Source organism: Geodermatophilus sp. CPCC 205761 (assembly GCF_051383655.1).
Lineage (GTDB): Bacteria > Actinomycetota > Actinomycetes > Mycobacteriales > Geodermatophilaceae > Geodermatophilus.
On the sequence record NZ_JALPKQ010000016.1, the window covers coordinates 1 to 19,186 of the forward strand.

General features: G+C 72.6%; 15 protein-coding genes. 10 read left to right on the forward strand and 5 right to left on the reverse strand.

Going from position 1 to position 19,186, the window contains the following annotated elements:
- The 3 genes from MY526_RS11795 to MY526_RS11805 all read left to right on the forward strand — a co-directional run.
- On the forward strand, positions 1-274 hold a 274-nt coding region (locus tag MY526_RS11795), incomplete at its 5' end, for a 3-keto-5-aminohexanoate cleavage protein (RefSeq protein WP_436703933.1).
- A 194-nt stretch (positions 275-468) separates the two neighbouring features.
- Positions 469-1,797, forward strand: a complete 1,329-nt coding sequence (locus tag MY526_RS11800) for an MFS transporter (protein ID WP_436703934.1) — start codon at positions 469-471, stop codon at positions 1,795-1,797.
- Positions 1,794-2,843 carry a YeiH family protein gene (locus MY526_RS11805; RefSeq protein ID WP_436703935.1) on the forward strand — a complete coding sequence of 350 codons (1,050 nt, stop codon included), beginning with the start codon at positions 1,794-1,796 and terminating at the stop codon, positions 2,841-2,843. Before MY526_RS11800 ends, MY526_RS11805 begins: the two co-directional genes overlap by 4 nt.
- Before the next feature lie 1,111 nt (positions 2,844-3,954).
- On the opposite strand, the gene MY526_RS11810 is transcribed toward MY526_RS11805, so the two are convergent.
- The 3 genes from MY526_RS11810 to MY526_RS11820 form a co-directional block, all read right to left on the reverse strand.
- Entirely contained in the window at positions 3,955-4,416 is a 462-nt protein-coding gene (locus tag MY526_RS11810) for a DUF6069 family protein (RefSeq protein ID WP_436691822.1), read from the reverse strand.
- Between the two features lie 341 nt (positions 4,417-4,757).
- Positions 4,758-5,108 (reverse strand): hypothetical protein, encoded by a 351-nt coding sequence (locus MY526_RS11815; protein WP_436691823.1) that lies wholly within the window; start codon positions 5,106-5,108, stop codon positions 4,758-4,760.
- On the reverse strand, positions 5,071-5,319 hold the full coding sequence (locus tag MY526_RS11820; RefSeq protein WP_436691824.1) for a hypothetical protein: 249 nt from the start codon (positions 5,317-5,319) through the stop codon (positions 5,071-5,073). The genes MY526_RS11815 and MY526_RS11820 overlap by 38 nt, the downstream gene beginning before the upstream one ends.
- Positions 5,320-6,335: 1,016 nt before the next feature.
- Between MY526_RS11820 and MY526_RS11825 the strand changes: the two genes are divergently transcribed.
- The 3 genes from MY526_RS11825 (at position 6,336) to MY526_RS11835 (ending at position 10,110) form a co-directional block, all read left to right on the forward strand.
- Positions 6,336-6,530 (forward strand): transposase, encoded by a 195-nt coding sequence (locus tag MY526_RS11825; protein WP_436703936.1) that lies wholly within the window; start codon positions 6,336-6,338, stop codon positions 6,528-6,530.
- Positions 6,531-6,884: 354 nt separating this feature from the next.
- Positions 6,885-8,861, forward strand: coding sequence for a DUF2510 domain-containing protein (locus MY526_RS11830; protein WP_436703937.1), 1,977 nt, complete (start codon positions 6,885-6,887; stop codon positions 8,859-8,861).
- Positions 8,862-9,078: 217 nt separating this feature from the next.
- Entirely contained in the window at positions 9,079-10,110 is a 1,032-nt protein-coding gene (locus MY526_RS11835; RefSeq protein WP_436691827.1) for a peptidoglycan recognition protein family protein, read from the forward strand.
- A 613-nt stretch (positions 10,111-10,723) separates the two neighbouring features.
- Here the strand turns inward: MY526_RS11835 and MY526_RS11840 are convergent.
- Positions 10,724-11,686, reverse strand: coding sequence for an aldo/keto reductase (locus MY526_RS11840; RefSeq protein ID WP_436691828.1), 963 nt, complete (start codon positions 11,684-11,686; stop codon positions 10,724-10,726).
- A 294-nt stretch (positions 11,687-11,980) separates the two neighbouring features.
- On the opposite strand from MY526_RS11840, the gene MY526_RS11845 reads away from it, so the two are divergent.
- The 3 genes from MY526_RS11845 to MY526_RS11855 all read left to right on the forward strand — a co-directional run bounded on the left by MY526_RS11845 (position 11,981) and on the right by MY526_RS11855 (position 16,734).
- On the forward strand, positions 11,981-13,180 hold the full coding sequence (locus MY526_RS11845; RefSeq protein ID WP_436703938.1) for a cytochrome P450: 1,200 nt from the start codon (positions 11,981-11,983) through the stop codon (positions 13,178-13,180).
- A 26-nt stretch (positions 13,181-13,206) separates the two neighbouring features.
- Positions 13,207-14,940: a dihydroxyacetone kinase subunit DhaL gene (dhaL, locus tag MY526_RS11850; RefSeq protein ID WP_436691830.1), complete on the forward strand. Its 1,734-nt coding sequence runs from the start codon at positions 13,207-13,209 to the stop codon at positions 14,938-14,940.
- Positions 14,941-15,750: 810 nt separating this feature from the next.
- Positions 15,751-16,734: an ABC transporter substrate-binding protein gene (locus MY526_RS11855; RefSeq protein WP_436703939.1), complete on the forward strand. Its 984-nt coding sequence runs from the start codon at positions 15,751-15,753 to the stop codon at positions 16,732-16,734.
- Between the two features lie 22 nt (positions 16,735-16,756).
- On the opposite strand, the gene MY526_RS11860 is transcribed toward MY526_RS11855, so the two are convergent.
- Positions 16,757-17,668, reverse strand: a complete 912-nt coding sequence (locus MY526_RS11860; protein ID WP_436691832.1) for a PaaX family transcriptional regulator — start codon at positions 17,666-17,668, stop codon at positions 16,757-16,759.
- Positions 17,669-17,794: 126 nt separating this feature from the next.
- Between MY526_RS11860 and MY526_RS11865 the strand changes: the two genes are divergently transcribed.
- The gene (locus MY526_RS11865) at positions 17,795-19,186 is read left to right on the forward strand and encodes a glycine cleavage T C-terminal barrel domain-containing protein (protein WP_436703940.1); all 1,392 of its coding nucleotides are present in this window, start codon (positions 17,795-17,797) and stop codon (positions 19,184-19,186) included.

Below are 19,186 nucleotides of genomic sequence, written 5' to 3' on the forward strand. Positions count from 1 at the left end.
CAACACGATGGCGATCGCGATGGGCCTGCACCCGCGCTGCGGCAACGAGGACACCCTCTGGGGACGGCTGGGCGAGAAGCTCACCTCCGCCGACGCCGTCCGCCAGCTCGTGCGGATCGCCGGCGAGCTCGGCCGCGAGGTCGCCACCGGCAAGGAAGCCCGCGAGATCTACCAGCTCGGCGAGTACTGGGGGAGCGCCGACGAGGCGCTGGCGAAGCTCGGCTACCCGCCCAACCGCCGCCCCGGCCAGCGGGGCTTCCTGCACCACGCCTGACCGGCACCGCCTGACCGGCACTCCTGATGGGCGGCCACCCGACCGCCCGACGGGGGGTGCGGGCTCTCCTCTGATGAGCGCCCGCACCCCCCATGTCGATGACGAACACACGGTTCGACGTCGACCCTCTCGACCCGCCGCCCGTCCGGGCGGCACCTGGATCGCACATCGACTCGTCGAACTGGAGCTTCGTCATGGCAACCCTGATCACCGAGAGGGTGGACGACAGGGTCGTCGACCTGCCCTCGACCCATGCGGCCCCCCGGGCCCGGAAGTACTTCCCCTGGCTCGTCTTCGCCCTCACCTTCGCCCTGCTGTTGTCGGACTACATGTCCCGGCAGGTGCTGTCCGCCGTCTTCCCGTTCCTGAAGCTGGAATGGGCCCTGACCGACACCGAACTCGGCGGGTTGACCAGCGTCGTCGCGCTGACCGTCGGCGTGCTGGCGGTCCCCCTGTCCCTGCTCGGCGACCGATGGGGCCGGGTCCGCTCGATCGTCCTCATGGCCGTCATCTGGAGCCTGGCCACCGCGGGTTCCGCCGTCGCGGCCAACTACGAGCAGCTGATGCTGGCCCGCGTCTTCATCGGCGTCGGTGAGGCCGCCTACGGCAGCGTCGGCCTGGCCGTCGTCCTGGCCGTCTTCCCGGTCTACCGCCGGGCCTCGCTCACCGGTGCCTTCATGGCCGGCGGCTCGTTCGGCTCGGTGCTCGGCGTCGCCCTCGGTGGTGCCCTCGCCGTCCAGTTCGGCTGGCGCTGGTCATTCGCCGCCATGGCCATCCTCGGCCTGGTCCTCGTCGTCGCCTACCGGGCGCTGATCAGCGACAAGAAGCTCGAGGCGCACCGCGTCGCCAGCCCCACCGACGGCCAGCCGGTGGCGGCCCCCGGCGGCCGGGCCAAGCTCCGCAGCCTGTTCAGCACCCCATCGGTCATCGCCGCCTACGTCGGTAGCGGTCTGCAGCTGTTCATCGCCGGCTCGTTGTTCGCCTGGCTGCCCAGCTACCTGGGTCGTGCCTACGGCCTGGCACCGGACAAGGCCGCCGGCGTCGCCGCGATCGCGATCCTCTTCATGGGCGTCGGCATGATCGTCTGCGGCGCGGTCACCGACCGGCTGAGCCGGACCGTGGCGATCCGCAAGTGGACGACGGCCATCGTCTACACGTCGGCCTCCCTGGTCTGCCTCGGCGTCGGCTTCTCGCTGAATCCGGGTGGCGCGCAGCTGCTGCTGTTGGCGGTCGGCGTCTTCTTCGCCGCCGGCACCTCCGGCCCGGCGGGTGCGATGGTCTCCAACCTGACCCACGAGTCGATCCGCGCCACGGCGCTGGGCACGCTCACGCTGGCGAACAACCTGCTCGGCCTGGCGGCCGGCCCGCTGGTCACCGGCATCCTGGCCGACAAGTTCGGCCTGGTCGGCGCCATGAAGATCGTTCCGATCGTGGCCGTCGGCGCGCTCATCGCCCTGCTGATCGGTCGCAAGTTCTATCTGCGCAGCCTCGCCAAGGTCAACGCTCATTCGGTCACCCGATGACCGCCGTTCTGACCCGCGAGGACGTGCGTGAGAACGACATCGACGAGGCCGTCGCGACCCCCGTCGCGGCACCCCGCCGGAAGGTGTGGACCGGGCTGCTCGCCGCCGGTCTCGGGCTCGGCGGTGCCATGCTGGCCCACCAGTTCGTTCCCGCGATCGGCGTGCTCACCTGGGCGGTCGCGCTGGGCATGCTGGCCGGCAACACCCGGCTGCTGCCCGCCGGGGCGCGGCAGGCGCTGGGCAAGATCACCAAGCGACTGCTGCGGGTCGGGATCGTGCTGCTCGGCTTCTCGGTCTCCTTCGGCTCGATCGCCGCGCTCGGCCTCGGCACCATCGGCCTGGTCGCGGCTACCCTGGTGATCACGCTGGTGGTGACCACCTGGCTGGGCAACCGGGTCCGACTGGGCGCGGCACGCAGTCTGATCCTGGGCACCGGCTTCGCCATCTGCGGGGCCTCGGCGATCGCGGCGATGGAGGACACCGCCGGCGCCGACGAGGAGGACGTGACCGTCGGCATCGCGATGGTCACCCTGTTCGGCACGCTGGCGATGGTCCTGCTGCCGCTGCTGGCGGGCCCGCTGGGCCTGACCGACCAGCAGTTCGGCATCTGGGCCGGGGCCAGTATTCAGGAGGTCGGCCAGGTGGTCGCCGCGGCCGGCGCGGGCGGAGCGGGCGTCGTCGCCATCGCCGTGGTGGTCAAGCTGACCCGGGTGCTGATGCTGGCCCCGGTGGTCGCCACCGTCAGCGTCCGCAAGCGCTTGGCCGGCCAGAAGACCGAGGGCAAGCGGCCGCCGATCGTGCCGCTGTTCGTGCTCGGCTTCCTCGCCTGCGTCGCCTTCCGCAGCACCGGGATGGTCCCCGAGAGTGCGCTCGCCGCGATCTCCCAGGTGCAGGTCGCCGCCCTCGGCGCCGCACTGTTCGGCATGGGAGCGGCGGTGCAGATCAAGACGCTGTTCCGCCGCAGCGGCCCGGTGCTCATCGTGGCCACGTTGTCGACGCTGCTCGTCGCGGGTGTCTCGTTGGCGGGGGTCTTGCTGCTCGGGTGACAGAGGCAGACCGCTCCCTCGGCTCACACCAGACGCCGAACCCCGGACCTGATCACGGGTCGGGGGTTCGGCGTCTTCCGATGACATCGCCCACTGCCATCGTGCTCGAATGCTCGTCGCTGACGCGCACCCGATCAGGCGGCCACCGCGTGGTGCCACGACGGTGGCCAACGGTGCTGTGCACGGTCGTTCGCGGCGGATGGCTGACGTCGTCGGTCGCCGTTGACTGCTGAGACGACCTTCGGTGAACACGTGCGAACGCCCCGCAGCCGCCCTGGCAGTGTCGGATCGGGTCCGGGAGTCCCTCAGCTATCCGTGTTCGACGGGGGACTTGGGCACCGTGAAGTGGGAGCCGTCCCACCGCCAGTTCCCGAAGTGGGGGAGGGGCGCGGTGTGCGCGGCTTAGTGGACATGGTCGGAACGTAGCGCGCCGGCCGGACAGCCATGATCGTGGTGATCATCAGGTCGATGGCCACCCCATGCTGAACGCGCGTTGAAGCCGGCGCGCGGAAGCTCCTGCCTCCACTGCGGCGTGGTGATCCGCGGCTACGAGACCGCGAGCCTTCACCCCGAGCCGGCGAACTGCTACCACCCCATCGCTCGGGGACCGCTCGACCGAGGAGTGCCCTGGTCGCGCGGGCCATACGTAGCCAGCGCCCCCGCCGGGACGGCGTGGTCGCTTCCGTGCTAGAGGTCACTGCCCGACCGGGCTGCCGGCAACAGGGGCTCTCCTCGGCGGTGGTGGGGACTCGCAGTGGGCCGACGGTGACGAGCTCGCCCCAGCGACAGGCGTCCTCGTCCTCGCCTACGCACTCGTGCCCCTGGTCGGGAGCGCGGCGGCGCTCCGCCGAACCGCGCCTGGAGGCCGCGCGGAAGCCCTCCGTCGACCAGGATCACGGCCACCGCGACGGCGAGCCCTCGCCGCATGCCGCGGCGCATCAGCGCACCGACGAGGGGGGTGGGCGACGGCGGTCGGACGAACGCCTGGGCGACGAGTCCCAGCAGCCGGCGGGCGGCGTGGATGCCCACGGCGACGGTCGAGGCGGCAACGCCGAGTACGACGGTCAGCCAAAGCGGGAGGCCGCGGGCCCGCTCACCCCGTTGTCCACGGTCAGCGGTAGGACCGCGGGTCCGGTCGCCCGCCGGGCGGCGGTCGGCGGACGCTCGCCGTCCGTGCCAGCACCGACGACAGGAGACTCAGCACGCACAGGCCGATGATCAGGTCGACCAGGGCCGTCGCGAGCCGGCCGCCGAGGGACCCGTCCTCGGTCAACGGCAGGACGACGCCGACCACCGTGGCCAGCCCGACGATCCAGGAGAAGAAGGCGCGCGGGCGGGGTGTGGTCAGCACCAAGAGGTGCGCCAGTGCGGTGGCGACCAGCGCCAGGGCAGTGGCGGTGAGCGCGTACCGCACCGGGAACGAGTCGCCGATCGGCAGCAGCGGCGGCTCGACCATGCTCACGTCGAGCAGTCCCTCCGCGACGAGGACCCCGACCAGGGCGACGAGCGCGGCCACCACGGCGGTGGCGAGACCGCCCGCCCACAGCCGGCCCGCGTCGACCGCCGGCCGCACGGGCGAGGAAGTTTCGGGAGTCGGGTCCACACCTGGCCTCCGGAGTCGAGGGGCTCGTCGGACGGGGACGGTAGGGAGGCGTCCCGGCCGACGCCTCCCCTCCGGAGGGTGATCCGCGGATCGCGCCGGGCAGCGAGGGCCGGTCAGCCGTAGGTGTCGGCGGGGTGCGAGATCCGCACGATTCCGGACGAGCGCTTCGTCGGCGTGCGACACTCCGGCCGCGCCTCGAGCGGACCGGGCGTCCGCGGTTTCGCCGGCCTCCGGTCGGATCGGTGGCCTACCGGGCTGGGGAGGCCACCGGCTGCACGGCGGTGGGTGGCGCCGACCGTGTAGACGTCGGCCTACGGGGGGCTGGCGTCGGCAGAGGGGCGGCTGACCTGAAGCACGGCGGCCGAGTGCGGTTCGAGGTCGAGCGCGTCCTTGACGGACGTGCCCTCCCGGTCGCTGGCCGTGCCGTCGAGGACCACCCGCATGTCGAGGGCCGCCAGCCGGTCGGGCATGCGGAACTCGGTCGGCGTGGGGGCTCCGTTCAGCAGGAGCAGGTAGCTGTTGCCCGTGATGGGCAGGTCCACCTCGTCGAGCTCGCCGATCGCCTCACCGACCAACAGGACGCCGCTGCACTGCAGCGGCGTGCCCCAGTCGTCGAGCTGCATCTCACGACCCTCGGGGTTGACCCAGTAGATGTCCTTCACCGGTGCCACCGGAGAGGGGACGGCCCTGGAAGAACCCCCGGCGCCGGAACACCGGTTCGTCGGCGCGCAGCTCCAGCAGCCGGCGGGTGAACTCCACCAGCGCCCGGCGATCGTCCTCCTCGTGGAGCCAGCCCCAGTCCAGCCAGGTGAGCTCGTTGTCCTGGCAGTAGGCGTTGTAGCGCCACCAGCAGTGGCTGCCGGGACCCGGCACCGGAAGAGGTCTCTCCACGACGCGCGTGGGCCCCACCGAGCGGTACGGATCGATCAGCCGGCACATCGGTGCGGGTGTGGCTCCAGGCGCGGTAAGAGCGCGGTCCTCCTCGTGGGGTGACGCCGTGCGCGGAGATCCGGCGCAGGCTGACAGTCACGAGCAGGCGCGTCAGAGGCGGCCTCGTACTCACACAGAACAAGAAGGGGCGACCGATGAACGGCTGGCTCATGTGGGGACTGATCATTCCGTTGCTGCTGGTCGTCGCCGGGATCATCACCATCCGACGCCGCAACCACCGACCCTGACCTGCCGCCGCTCTTCGTGCCCCCGGTGGCTCACCGTCGAGAACGACGGCGGGCGTCCGTGGCGGAGCGCGTTGGAGGCCAGCTCCTCAAAGCAGGGCAGTAGCCGCTCCACCGCAGCCTGCTCCTACTGTCCACGGTGCGCATGACGCTGGAGCCGCGGGTGGCGGCCATGTCGGCGGGCAGCGCCCAGCTGCCGGACAGGTCCACCTGGTGATCGCTCGCGTCCCGGCCGGCGCCGGAGGCGACCAACGCCCAGGGTGAACGCGTCGGCGGGTGCCCGCTCACCGGCGCTGCCCAGCAGCGCACCGAGGCCCGACCACGAGGACGGCCCACCGGTCAGGGTGGGGGAGGCCTGCGGCCCGGCGACGGGCGAGGCGGTCGCCCCGCCGCCGACACCGGGGCGTGCTGCGGGGCGGGGAGAGGACTCGGTGCGCGGCGGCGGGCGGCCGGGTGGGGCAGGGGGAGTGAGGTTCGGCATGGGCTGTCGGTCAGCGGACGCCCCGCTCTGAAACGCCTGGAGCAGCGACCCTGCCCGCTGCCGCGGGAAATCAGAAGCGTGCCGGCCAGAGCGGCCAGCGGATTGGTGCTGGCCACGATCGGCTCCGCCGCCGACGATTTCGGCCAGCGCGACGGCCGACCCGGTTGGGGGGACTGCAGCGCTCTTGGCTGACATCTGTTTTGTGGACCTGGTCCCGCAGGAAGGATGTCGCTGTGCCGAAGAAGTGCCCGCCGGAGTCCAAGCGTGACTTCGTGCGGGTCGCCCGCCGAGGCGACTCGAGCCAGGCCGAGGTCACCGCCGACTTCGACATCTCCGTCGAGTCGGTGCGCCGCTGGGTCCGCCAGGCCGACATCGACGACGGCGTGGTGGACGGCCAGACCAGCAGCGACCAGTCGGCGACCGGATGATGTGCAGCCAGACCTCGGAGACCCTGGGCGGCGCGGCCATCCCCTCGATGCAGCCACTCCCGCCGATCCAGTCGCCCGCCGACTCGCTCGACTCTCAGGAGAACCCGAGCGGCTGTCGCGGGCCCGGCGCTCACCCCACCGCACGCCCGGGGCATGCGGGACAGCTGTGACGCCTGGGGCAGTTGGTCCCGTGGGCGTATCCCTGAGCCGTGTCCGAGCGATGACCGCAGTGAGATGGCCGCGCCGTCGACGCCCTCTGGCTCTTCCCGTGTGCCCGGCGGCGGCGAGACGCGGTCATCTCCCAACTGGCGCTCCCCCGCGCACACCGGCCGGGGGAGCCGATGCGGAGGTGCGATGCGTCAGTCGAGCCCGGACACCTTGCCCCGCCCTCGTGAATTGTCCGACCGCAGCGATCCGGCGGTGCTCTACGTCCGCTCGTACCTGCTCATCCGAACGGCGGTCGGGGCGATCGGCATCCTTCTGCCCCTCGTCCTGATCGCCGGGGAGAGCTGGGTCCGGGGCGGCGGTGTGCACATCGAGAGCTCGCTGAGTTCCTACTACCACACCTCGATGCAGGACGTGTTCGTCGGCGCTCTGTGCATCATCGCCGTCCTGCTGGCGACCTACCTCGCGGGGCGACCGTGGACGTGGGACTTCTGGTTGAGCCTGCTTGCGGGACTGGCTCTGCTCGGAGTGGTGTTTCTCCCGATCGGGCGGCCTGGCATCCCCGCCGGAGCCCCCCGGTGCGGCAGCACACCCGCGCTGTCCGGCTGCTCGCCGATGGAGCAGCTGCTCGGCGAGGTCCGGACGGAACAACTCCACCTGATCGCCGCGGGCGGGTGCTTCGTGCTGCTGGCCGCCCTGTCCTTCCTCTTCGCCCGGCGGGAGCGCGCCCAAGGCGGCAACCTCTCCGCGGCGTACGTCCACGGCCTCTGTGGTGCGGTGGTCCTGCTGTCGGTCGCCGCTGCGGGGCTCGGCCAGTACGGGGCGGTCGACCCCGGGCCGCTTTCCCTGCTGTTCGCGGCGGAGACCGCCGCCGTCTGGGCCTTCGCGGCGTCTTGGCTTCTCGCCGGCCGGGACCTGTGGCTACGGCTGCTGCGGCCGCGGCGCGGCGTCGCCCGCGCCGTTCCACGACCACGTGACGCGCAGCGTCGGCTGCTGGTGGATGGAACTCCCGTGGCGGCGCAGCCCGGTCCCGATTCGGCTCCGGACACGAACCGGGGTTCCGCCCCGCAGGCCGCCGGCTTCTATCCGGATCCCTTGTCACACGAGCAGTACCCACGGACCGAGCGGTGGTTCGACGGGAGCTCGTGGACCGCCGTCACATGCCCGGTCTTCGATCCGAGCCGGGGATCGGAACCGGCGCCGAGTCGCGGCGTCGGCCTTCCCCGACCCCGTGGCCGGTCGGCCCACCACGACGATCTCGGGGAGACCGTGAGTGCGGACCACGTGATCGACGGGGAGGGCGTCCAACTCCTGGCTCGATGCGGGAGGTGCAACGACCCCTCCTGCGCCGGCCACCCGGAGAGCACAGGACGGGGCGGGGCCACCCTTCCCTCGCCGGGCTCCCCGGACGTCACGGGTCATCCGGCCGGAGCAACGTCGTCGACCGAACAGCACGAGCGCGAGTGGACGGACGAGCGAGGGGCCGAGCTCGAGGTCGCGGACCTCACCAAGCTCCTGGCGGCGTCCTGCCCTGGCGGAGACGTCGTCCTCCCCAGGCTCGAACGCTGGCTCGACCTCATCGGGGTCGATACGGATTCGCGGTCCTCAGAGTTGTGGGGGGACGTGCCGGGGCAGCCGATGTGGTACGTCGGCGTGTACATGTGGTCGTGGTCCACCTCCACGCCCTGGGACGAGCGCGGTGAGAGCCTGTCGGCGAATCTGGCGACGTTCATCGACGCGAACGGCGTGCCGCTTGTTCCGGGACGACCCGGTGCCGAGTTCCGAGGCTCCTACCGGCCATTGGCCGTAGCGCTGCGCAAGCGGATCGCGGAGCGCTCCGCTCGCGTGTCCGTCAGCCCCTCCCCGGTCGTCCACGAGCGCGCCCTGGAGCGGCACGCGGCGGCGAGTCACGCCCCGGTGGCGGCCGGGCGGCACGGCACCTCTGAGCCCACGATCCCTCCCTACGTGGAACGGGTACTCGCCCTCCGCCTCGACGTGCTGCGGCTCACCGCCGAACTCGATCAGGTCCGCGAAGCGCAACAGCGCCTGCAGTACCTGTACGACGGGACCGGGAGCAACGAGACGATCGCGGGTGACGCCTCGTCCATCGGTGGCCCGCGCGGCAGGGGAGGGCGCACCGACCCGGGCGGAGATGTGTCTGGCTGATCCCCTGCCGTGGGCCGGCGTGCAGGCCGACCGGTCGTCGCCCGGTGCTCTCAGGCGCCGCGCCCCACCATCGCAACCGCATCATCACCGACCGCTCAGACGATCCGCAGGACACGCCCCGGGCGGTCGGCTTCGGCCGTGGGCCTCGGGCGATGAAGCGTGCTGTTCCTCGCCGGTCGCGGCCGCGACCGGCCATGGCCGAGACCCTGGAGGACCCGTGGCCATCTACCCCGGAGCTGTCTTCAAGCCGACCGACTTCGGCGGGAGAACCCCCCGCACCGAGCAGGGTCGCGGCATCCTGCACGTCGCCGTCTCCGAGCGCCGGTCGCTGCCACCGTTCAACGGCAACACCTGGCACTTCTACGTCGCCAAGGACGGCTACTGCGAGCAGTACGTGGACACCGCGTTTCGGGCGTTCGCGGACGTCGAGGCCAACGACGACGCGATTGCCATCGAGACCCAGGGCGGCACCGGCTCGAGCGCTCAGGTCGAGAGCGAGCTGTGGACCCCGGCCCAGGAGGAGCGGCTCGCCGACATCATGCGCTGGGCCCGCGCCATCCACGGCGTGCCGCTGGAGCTGCTGCCCGACAGTCGACCCGGCCGGCGTGGCTGGGGCCCGCACCGGCTGGGGATCGAGCACTCCCGCGGCGTCGGCGCGGTGCCCGGGTGGCTGCAGCCGGGCGGTGAGCGCTGGTCCAGCGTGATCGGCAAGCTCTGCCCCGGCGCCGCGAAGGTCGGCCAGATCCCGGGCATCCTCGGCAAGGCGGCCGGAGGCGGAGTCCTCCCCCCTCCGTCCGCGCCACCGGTGCCGCCGCCGGTCGTGGTCCCGGGCGCTCCGCCGCGACGTGGTTGGGACCTGCCGCGCGGGCACTACTACGGCAACATCCGTGGCCCGGCTCGCAGCCACGGCGGCTACTACGTCCGCGAGCGGCCGTTCGTGCAGAACATCCAGCAGTGGCTGATCTGGCGGGGGTGCGTCGCCGAGGTGCCGTCTCGGGACTACAACCGCTCGGGCTGGGACGACGGGATCTGGCAGGCTGCGACCGACCGGGCGATGATCGAGTTCCACCGCCGCTTCTACCCGGGCCAGCCGTACCCGGCGCAGTGCTGGGCCGACGACTACGACCGCCTGGCCCGGGTGGAACCCGTGGCGTCGACCACCCAGCGGGGCCTGCGAGCACTGCTCAGTCGTCTGAGCGGCACACGACCGGGCCGTGTGGCGCAAGGGAACCAAACCGCTCGACTCTGAGCCGGTTCGCGGTGGCTGCGCTGCGCTGCTTCGCTCCGGTGCCGACGGCCCCGGGGGAAGCCGCGCGGCCGGCAGGGTGGGCACGGCCACAGCCGCTGTCCTCGTCGCGCGGCACCTCGGATACCCCCTGAGACGGCAACCACGGGAGGGCCAACGGGACGGGCAGAAGCGCGTGGAGCGGTAGAGCAACCGGAAGAGCAACGCGCTCCGAACGGCGGCGAACCGAGAGCGACGACGGCGCACGCCGCCCGCTTCTGATGTGGCCGGATGGCACCCGGGCGGACGGCGGTGGACCCCTCGGACGTGACTGGGGGTCACGGGGTCGCAGGTTCAGATCCTGTCAGCCCGACAGCTGATCCGCAGGTCAGAGGCGGGTCGGCCGAACAGGCCGCTCGCGCGGGCCCGGTCCAGCAGCCGGGCCACCTGGATCGGCTGAGCCCGACTCCTCGGAGATGTCGACCTTGGACGCGTCCTCGAGGTGACAGCGGCGCGCGACTGCCGCCTCGGCCAGAGGCAATGACCCCGTCGGAGGCGCCGCCGAGGCGGCCACAGCACCGGGCCACGGCTCGGACGTCGCAGGCGGGCCGGCGACCAGGGCGCGGGGAACCACGACTCATCGCCACGGTAGGCGGCTGCGACCGTCCCAGTACTCGCGGGGGTCCTGCTGCATGCCCAGCGTCAGCCCGAGGTCCTGCGCGTCGAGGATGTCGCGCACGGTGAGGGCCTGATGGTTCGCGGTCAGTTGCGCCACGGTCACTGCGCCGCTGAGGACGACGTCGCACCATGGCTGCGCCAGTGCGGCCGCCAGGGCCAGCGCGTCGACGGTGACACCGTGCGTGCGGGCCTCGTGGGCCAGTCCACCGTTGGCGGCGGCCGCCCGATCGGTCAGCCGGCCGTTGGCCAGCGCCTCCTTGACCACCACCCGCCAGCCGGCCGCATGTGCCTCTGCGAGCGCTGGTGCCACCGAGGACTCGCACAGGTTCCACGTGCTCTGCACGCTGCTGAACAGCGGCTGACCGTCGACGACGACGTCGAGCGCGCGGCGGACGGCCGCGGCCTGCGCAGGGCCGGACGTGGACAACCCGATCTCCACCCCGTCGGTCCGGATGCGCGCCAGCCCGTGCAGGACGGCGCGGTCCTGCCACAGCGGGCTGTCCAGGGTGAGCGAGTGCACCTGGTACAGCCGCAGATGGGCCCCGAGCAGCGTTCGGGACTCCTCGAACTGCCGTTCCAGCATGGCGAGACCGTGGTCCTTGACCTCGTGCTGCGGTGCGTCGATACGCCAGTCGGCGGTGTAGCGGTATCCCCACTTGCTCGCCACGAAGGGCGGTGGCGTGACCCGGCCGGGCAACCACGACCCGAGGAACTCCTCGGCCCGGCCGTAGGAGCGGGCGGCGTCCAGGTAGTCGACACCGAGGTCGGCCGCGGCATCCAGCAGCTCGTGCGCCCGGCGCCGGAGGCCCTCGGGGGAGCGGTCGGCTGGCAGGTCGGCGTCCCGGCCGGCGGTGATGTACGCCGGGCGGCCGACGGCGGCGAGCCCGAGCCCGAGGCGCGCGCGGTCACCCGTCCGGTGCATCCCGTCCCCCTACTCCCGGCCCGCCTGCCCGGGCGAGGTTAGGAGGGCCTCGGCCCTCGTGTCGAGCGGGGCTCGGTCGACCGGCGCCGGTGGGACGACCAGTTGTACGAGGTCCCCGACGAGGCCGTGCAGGGTGTGCGGGCGATCGAAACCGGCTATACCCGGGGTCGGTGACCCGGTGTCGGCATCCTCGCCGACCACTGACGCGTGGTGCCGCTCCCCGCAGCCGCCGGCGCGGGGACCGGCACCGCTCCCGCCACAGGTGTCGAACCACCCGAGACAGGTGCTTGCACGATGACCACGCTGCCCGTGACCGCCCCGGTCCTGGACGGGGACCCGTTCTCCCGCGCCGTGCTCGCCGACCCCATCCCCTTCGACACGCTCGTGCGGGAGACGGGCCCGGTGGTCTGGCTGAGCCGGTACGGCGTGTGGGCGGTGGGTCGGCACGCCCTGGTCGAGCAGGTCTTCAAGGACCACGAGACCTACATCTCCTCGGCCGGCACCGGCCTGACCAACATCAAGCACGAGGCGACGTGGCGTCGTCCCAGCGTCATCCTCGACCAGGACCCGCCGGAGCACACCCGGGCCCGGGCCGTCATGACCAAGGCGCTCTCGCCGCAGGTCATGCGGAAGCTGCGGGTGCAGTTCGCCGCCACCGCGGACGACCTCGTCGACGAGCTCCTGGCGCGGGGCACGTTCGACGCCGCGGTGGATCTCGCCGAGCGGTTCCCGCTGACCGTGCTGCCCGATGCCGTCGGGCTGGCCCCGGAGGGCCGCGAGCACCTGCTGCCGTACTCCGACGTCAACTTCCAGTCGATGGGCCCGCCCAACGAGCTGTGGCAGGAGGCCGTCGACCGGGCCGGCGACGCCGCCGACTACGTGGCGTGGCAGATGCGGCGCGAGGCGCTGTCCGACGACGGCATCGGCGCCGGGCTCTACGCCGCGGCCGACGCGGGCGAGATCACTCAGGAGGAGGCCGCCCTGCTGGTCCGGACCTTCCTGTCCGCGGGCATCGACACGACCGTCTTCGGCATCGGGTTCGCGCTGGACTCCCTCATGCACCACCCCGACCAGTGGGCCCTGTTGCGCGAGAAGCCGGTGCTGGCCAAGCACGCCTTCGAGGAGACCCTGCGGCACAGGCCGCCCAGTCCGATCATCGGCCGCACCACCGCCGTCGCCACCGAACTGGCCGGCGTGGAGCTGCAGGCCGACCAGAAGGTGCTGCTGTTCCTCGCCGCGGCCAACCGCGACCCCGACCGGTGGGAGGACCCCGACCGCTTCGACATCACCCGCCGGGCCTCCGGGCACATGGCACTCGGCGCGGGCATCCACGCCTGCGTCGGCCAGCTCGTCGCCCGCCTGGAGGCGGAGTGCGTGCTCTCCGCGGTCGCCCGGAAGGTGGCCAGCCTGGAGCCCGCCGGCGAGCCGGAGATCAAGTACTCGAACTGGCTGCGTGGCTACACGTCGCTGCCGGTCTCGGTCACGCCGGCCTGACGACAGCACCCGCCCGGAGGGGAACCGTGAAGAAGCTCGTCAACGCGCCCGCCGACGTCGTCCCCCAGATGCTGGAGGGGGTCGCGCTCACCAACCCTGGCGTCACGCTGCTCGAGGGGGGTGTGATCGTCCGCGCCGACGCCCAGGAGCAACGACGGCGCGGCGTGGTCGCCGTCCTCTCCGGCGGCGGGGCGGGGCACGAGCCGGCGCACGCGGGCTTCGTGGGGGCCGGCATGCTCTCCGGCGCCGTCGTCGGCGACGTCTTCACCTCCCCGTCGACGGACGCGGTGCTCGCCGCGATCCGGGTGGTCGGCGGCGAGGCCGGCGTCCTGCTCGTGGTGAAGAACTACACCGGTGACCGGCTCAACTTCGGGCTCGCCGCCGAGATCGCCCGGCAGGAGGGCATCCCGGTCGAGGTGGTGGTCGTGGCCGATGACGTCGCGCTGGCGGCCGACGGGCGCAACGCCGGCCGGCGCGGCCTGGCCGGGACCGTCCTCGTGCACAAGGTCGCCGGCGCCGCGGCCGAGGACGGCCGGCCGCTGGCCGAGGTGGCCGCGGCGGCCGCCGCGGTGGCCGGGGCCGTGGGCACCATGGGAGTGGCCCTCTCGGCCTGCACCGTGCCGGCCGCCGGAGCGCCGGGGTTCGACCTGGGGCCGGACGAGATCGAGTGGGGCCTGGGGATCCACGGCGAACCCGGGGTCGAGCGGACGGACAACCGCCCCGCCGACGAGATCGTCGATCGGCTGCTCGGCCAGATCCTGGGCGACCGGGGCATCCGCGCCGGCGACCGCGCGGTGGTGCTGGTGAACAACCTGGGTGGGACCCCACCGATGGAGCTGTCCATCGTCGCGCGGGCAGCGCTCGCCCGGCTGCGCTCGGTCGGTGTGACCGTGGAGCGGGCCTGGGTCGGAACCTTCATGACCGCGCTGGAGATGGCCGGTTGCTCCTTGTCGGTGCTGCCCGTGGACGACACCGTCCTGGCCTGGCTGGACGCTCCGTCCGCCGCGCCCGCGTGGCCACCGGCCGGCCAGGGCCGGGTCGCCGTCACCGCCGAACCGTCCGTGGCGCCGGTCGTCTCGACGGACGACGGACACATCCCGGTCCCCGAGGACTCGCCGTTGCGACGGGCCGTCGTGGCGGTCGCGGCCACGCTGGCCGACGCCGAGCCGGAGTTGACCGCGATGGACCGCGAGGTGGGCGACGGTGACCTCGGCGCCAGCCTGGAGCGGGGGGCCACGGCCCTTGCTGACGCGCTGGATCGCCTGCCCGGCGAGCACCCCGCTGCGACTCTTCGTGCCATGGCCGCGGTCGTCAGGCGGGTGGTGGGCGGCACCTCCGGCCCGCTGTACGCGGTGCTCCTCCTGCGCGCGGCCGGGGCACTGGAGGCCGTTCCCGAGCCGGAGCCGGCCGACTGGGCCGCCGCGCTGTCGGCCGGCGTCGACGGCGTCATGGAACTCGGGGGAGCCGAGCCGGGGGATGCCACGATGGTCGACGCACTCGTACCGGCCGCCCGCGCCCTGGCCGCGGAGGCTGCCAGCGCCTGGCCGGTGGCCTTGGCCGCGGCGGTCGAGGCCGCCCGTGACGGCGCCACGGCGACGGCCGGCCTGGTCGCTCGCCGTGGCCGCGCCAGTTACGTGGGCGAGCGGGCCGTCGGTCGGGTCGACCCCGGCGCGCACGCCGTCACCCTGTGGTTGGCAGCGGTCCAGCGGGCGCTCGCCGGAACCGACCGGTCGGATCCCTCGTCGTCTGCTCGTCCCTGACCGGAGCGAGGCGCCGCTCTGGCGACGGTCCTCGCCCGGCGGGCGCAACCATCGGCCGCATCCCCCGGTGGTGCTTCGGCCGCCCTGCCATGGAGCGCGCTCGGGTTCTGTCACGAGGGTTCGGAGCACCCTTCGAGTCCGGCACGGTCACGTCGATCGACAACGACGGGAGCAGGCCGCCAGATCCACTGGAGAAGAACTGGAGGAAGCCGCCGGGCAGTGCGTTGCGATTCTGCTGCGGTCCTACGGTTTCCTCCCGAGGGGGAGGCGATCCCTGGACGCAGCTCGATGACTGTTGGACTGCCGGTCCGTGCGCGTGCCGGACCCCCCGGGGTCCGACGCAGAAGGCTCGTGGCGCGCTGTGTCCAACGCCGTCGGGGTGCCCTCACTCAGCACCGGACTGGCATGGGAGGGCACGCCCGAGTGGTGGAGACGAAGCCGGCCTGCCGTCACGCCGAGCCGGCCAGCCGGCGTCCCTCCCCGACCCGCACAACCACCTGCACGGCGTCGTTGTGCCGGATCTGGGCGACGCCCTGTACGCGCCGGTCGCGGTGGGCGCTTGGCCGCCGGGTCCGCCCGGCTGGCGGGCCTGCACCCGGGGCGCGCTACCGGGTCCAACTGCAGCTCCCGGGGATCGACACCGGCGGCGGCTGACCTGGCCTGCCCCGTGGTGCGCCGACGGGAGGGTGTGGCGACGCAGGTCACGCCGCCCGCAACTCTTGACTAGCGCATTGACGATCGGCCAGGTTGGTGTCTACCTTTCGGGGGCGCCGTCTCGGCGCATCCGTGGTGGATCAACGAGGAGTCCTCATGCGCATCCCGAAGGCCCTGTCGGCCGCCATTGCGGCCTGCCTGCTCGCGGCCGGCTGCGGAGGTGGGTCGTCGTCCGAGGAGGGCGGAGCCACCACCGGGGGGAGTGAGGTCACGCAGGTCTCGCTCGGTGTCCTCCCCCTCGTCGACCTGGCCCCCATCTACCTGGGACAGGAGCAGGGGTTCTTCGCCGACGAGGGGATCGAGCTGACGTTCCAGATCGCCCAGGGCGGCGCGGCGATCGTTCCCAGCGTGCTCAGCGGTGAGCTGGACTTCGGGTTCAGCAACCCCACGTCGCTGATCGTGGCGCGCAGTCAGGGCCTGCCGGTGAAGATCATCGCCCCGGGCGGCTCCAGCACCGGCGAGGTGGGCGCCGACTACGGCGCGGTGGTCGTGCCGCCGGGCAGCGACATCCAGGACGCCGCGGGCCTGGCCGGCCGCCGGGTGTCGGTCAACACGTTGAGCAACATCGGGGACACGTCCATCCGCGAGTCCGTCCGGGCGGCCGGCGGGGACCCGGACGCCGTGCAGTTCGTCGAGCTGCCCTTCCCCGACATGGGCGCGGCGCTGCAGAACGGCCAGGTGGACGCCATCTGGGTGGTCGAGCCCTTCCTGACGGGCGCGCTCGCCCAGGGGGCCGTGCCGGTCGCGTGGAACTGGATCGACGTGTCGCCGGACCTCATGGCCTCCGCGTACTTCACGTCCGAGCAGACGCTGCAGGAGAACCCCGACCTCGTCGAGCGCTTCGCCGGCGCCGTCGCCCGGTCGGCGGAGTACGCGCAGCAGAACCCCGACGAGGCTCGGGCGATCATCGGGACCTACACCCAGATCCCGCCGGAGGTCATCGAGCAGATCACCCTGCCGCGCTGGCAGCCGGAGGTGAACGCCGAGTCGACGCAGCGTCTCGTCGAGCTGGCCCTCGCGGACGGATTGATCGAGACCGAGGTCAGCACGGACGACCTCGTCGCCCAGACCGGAGACTGAGGCGCGGGATCTCTCGCCGGGGTCAGTCCTCGGCGAGGGCCTCCACCGACGTGTGGTGCCGGGCGAGCAGCGCGGCCCTCGGGTCGTCGACCGCGACGAGCTCCCGGAAGCGGCGGGTGGCCTGCGGGCCGAGGGTGTCGTAGACGTCGGTGAACAGCTCACGGGCCCGGCGTGCCGGCCACTTCGCGGGCAACAGTTCGGCCGGCAACTCGGGGTCGAGCGCGGGGAAGGTGCGCCAGACGTCGATGAGCGTCGTCCGCAGCACCAGCGCCTCGGCATCGGTGACCTCGCCCGCGTGGACTCGGTCGGCGACCCGGCTGAAGTCCTCGAGGAAGTCGGCGTAGCGGTCGCCCAGCTCCTGGAGGTCCCAGGCGCGCGCCGGGTCGCCGTCGGCGGGCCCGCAGGCCGTGCCGACGACGATGGTGGCGGTGCTCAGGGAGAGTTCGGCGAGCAGGGCGTCGGCCTGGCTGCTGTGATCGCCCGGCGCGGCCCACACGCCGTCGAACAGCGCGGTGAACCCCAGCCACCGCAGGCGCGTGCGCAGCGTGGACCGCAGGGAGCGGTTCTCCTCGGGAACGGAGAAGGCCACCATCGTCCACCGGCCGTCCCACGGCTGCGGATCGCTGCCGAACCGGAAGATCCGGTGAGTCCCCTCGAGGAGAGTGGTGTGCGCGGCCTCGCTCAGCGCGTACGCAGTCCGCCGGCCCTGACGGGTGGCGACGAGGAGGTCCTTGCGGGCCAGGCGGCTGATGGCGGCGCGCGCGTTCTGCTCGGTGACGCCGAACTCGGCCAGCAGGCGGACCAGCGCCGTCGAGGGCAGCGACTCGGTGCGGTGGTACCAGAAGTCGCCCAGCAGGGTGAGCAGCAGGTGCTGCGGTCGCGTCCCCACCCCGGCGCCGGCCGCCGCGTCCACGCCCTCCGTCACCTGGCTCACGCCGAGGATCGTAGGCACCGGCGACATCCGATCGACATTGGACAGCAGTGTTGACGCTCGTCCGAGTGAGCGTCTAGCTTTGGGATCGTCCCCACGGGGCCGCGACGACGTGATGAGCGAGGAACCATGGACGACCTGCGGGAGCTGTACCACCGCGCCAACCAGTACCGCGAGCCGGCGTTCCTCGAGCGCCCATACCTCGGCTCGCCCGGGGCGCCGGCGCAGGACGAGACCAACATCAGCAAGACGTGGATGCACCTCAACGGCGGCTTCCTGATGGGGTACGAGTACACCCGCTGGTGGCAGGAGTCGCGGGCGCTGCGCACCACCGCGGTCCTGGGCGACTGGAGCTGGCTGAACAAGGTCCGCATCACCGGCCCGAACGCCGAGGACTTCCTGGACCGCATCTCGGTCAAGAGCGTGCGGCGGCAGGAGCTCGGGCAGACGCTGTTCACGCCGATGCTCAGCGAGCACGGCAAGATCGCGATCGAGGGGCTGGCCCTCAAGCTCGGCGACAACGACTACCTGTTCACCCAGTCCGGCGCCCAGTTCTGGCTGCCGCGGCAGGCCGAGCAGCTCGGCATCGACGTCCAGCTGGAGGACCAGACCCCCGACTGGACGTGCTACGCCCTGCAGGGGCCCCACTCCCTGCAGGTGCTGGAGGCCGTGACGGGCGAGGCGTTCACCGACATGCGCTTCTCCCGCTGGCGCCGCATCGAGCTCTTCGGCACCGAGGTGATCGTCCAGCGCCAGGGCGTGACCGGCGAGGTCGGCTACGAGTTCTTCATGCGCACCGACACCGGCCGCGCGCACGAGCTGTGGCGCCGCATCCGCGAGGTCGGCCGGGAGTTCGGGCTGCGGGAGCTGGGCTTCAAGGCGCAGCTGATCGGCCACACCGAGAGCAACATGCCCACGATCATCCGCGACTTCCTGCCCGACCGGTTCCCGCGCGAGAAGCTGTCCCGCTTCGCCCGGCTGTGGGTCACCGAGGAGGAGCTGGCCGCCGTCGACTACGACCTCGCCGATCAGCTGGTCACCCCGGCCGAGGTCGGCTGGGGGTACACCGTCGACCTCGACCACGAGTTCGTCGGCCGGGACGCGCTGCGCGCCGAGGCCGACGCCGGCGGACCCCGCCGGCTCTGGCGTGGTCTGCTCTGGAACGCCGACGACATCGGCGAGCTGTTCGCCGCCCAGTTCCGTGACGCTCCCGCCCCGCCGCCGCCGGACCTCCCGTGGGGCCAGTTCCGCCTGCAGTTCCAGCGCGTGCGCCGGGACGACGAGCAGGTGGGGTGGGCCTCCGCCGCGACCTACAGCCCGAACCTCCGACGCATGATCAGCAACGCCCGCGTCGACCGGGAGCTGCCGATCGGCACCGCGGTCACCGTCGACTGGGGTTTCCCCGGATACCCGACCTGGCGGCTGCGGGCCACCGTGGTGGAGCAGCCGTTCATCGCCCAGCACCGCCGCGACGACCTCACCGCGGCGGCCGCCGGCCGGGTGGGCACGGCGGGGGAGTGA

What these genes read in the sequence shown, in the direction of transcription:
- MY526_RS11845 (WP_436703938.1), top strand. Translation starts at nt 11,981, where the DNA reads ATGACCACGCTGCCCGTGACCGCCCCGGTCCTGGACGGGGACCCGTTC.
- MY526_RS11800 (WP_436703934.1), top strand. Translation starts at nt 469, where the DNA reads ATGGCAACCCTGATCACCGAGAGGGTGGACGACAGGGTCGTCGACCTG.
- MY526_RS11865 (WP_436703940.1), top strand. Translation starts at nt 17,795, where the DNA reads ATGGACGACCTGCGGGAGCTGTACCACCGCGCCAACCAGTACCGCGAG.
- MY526_RS11840 (WP_436691828.1), bottom strand. Translation starts at nt 11,686, where the DNA reads ATGCACCGGACGGGTGACCGCGCGCGCCTCGGGCTCGGGCTCGCCGCC.
- MY526_RS11805 (WP_436703935.1), top strand. Translation starts at nt 1,794, where the DNA reads ATGACCGCCGTTCTGACCCGCGAGGACGTGCGTGAGAACGACATCGAC.
- MY526_RS11855 (WP_436703939.1), top strand. Translation starts at nt 15,751, where the DNA reads ATGCGCATCCCGAAGGCCCTGTCGGCCGCCATTGCGGCCTGCCTGCTC.
- MY526_RS11830 (WP_436703937.1), top strand. Translation starts at nt 6,885, where the DNA reads ATGCGTCAGTCGAGCCCGGACACCTTGCCCCGCCCTCGTGAATTGTCC.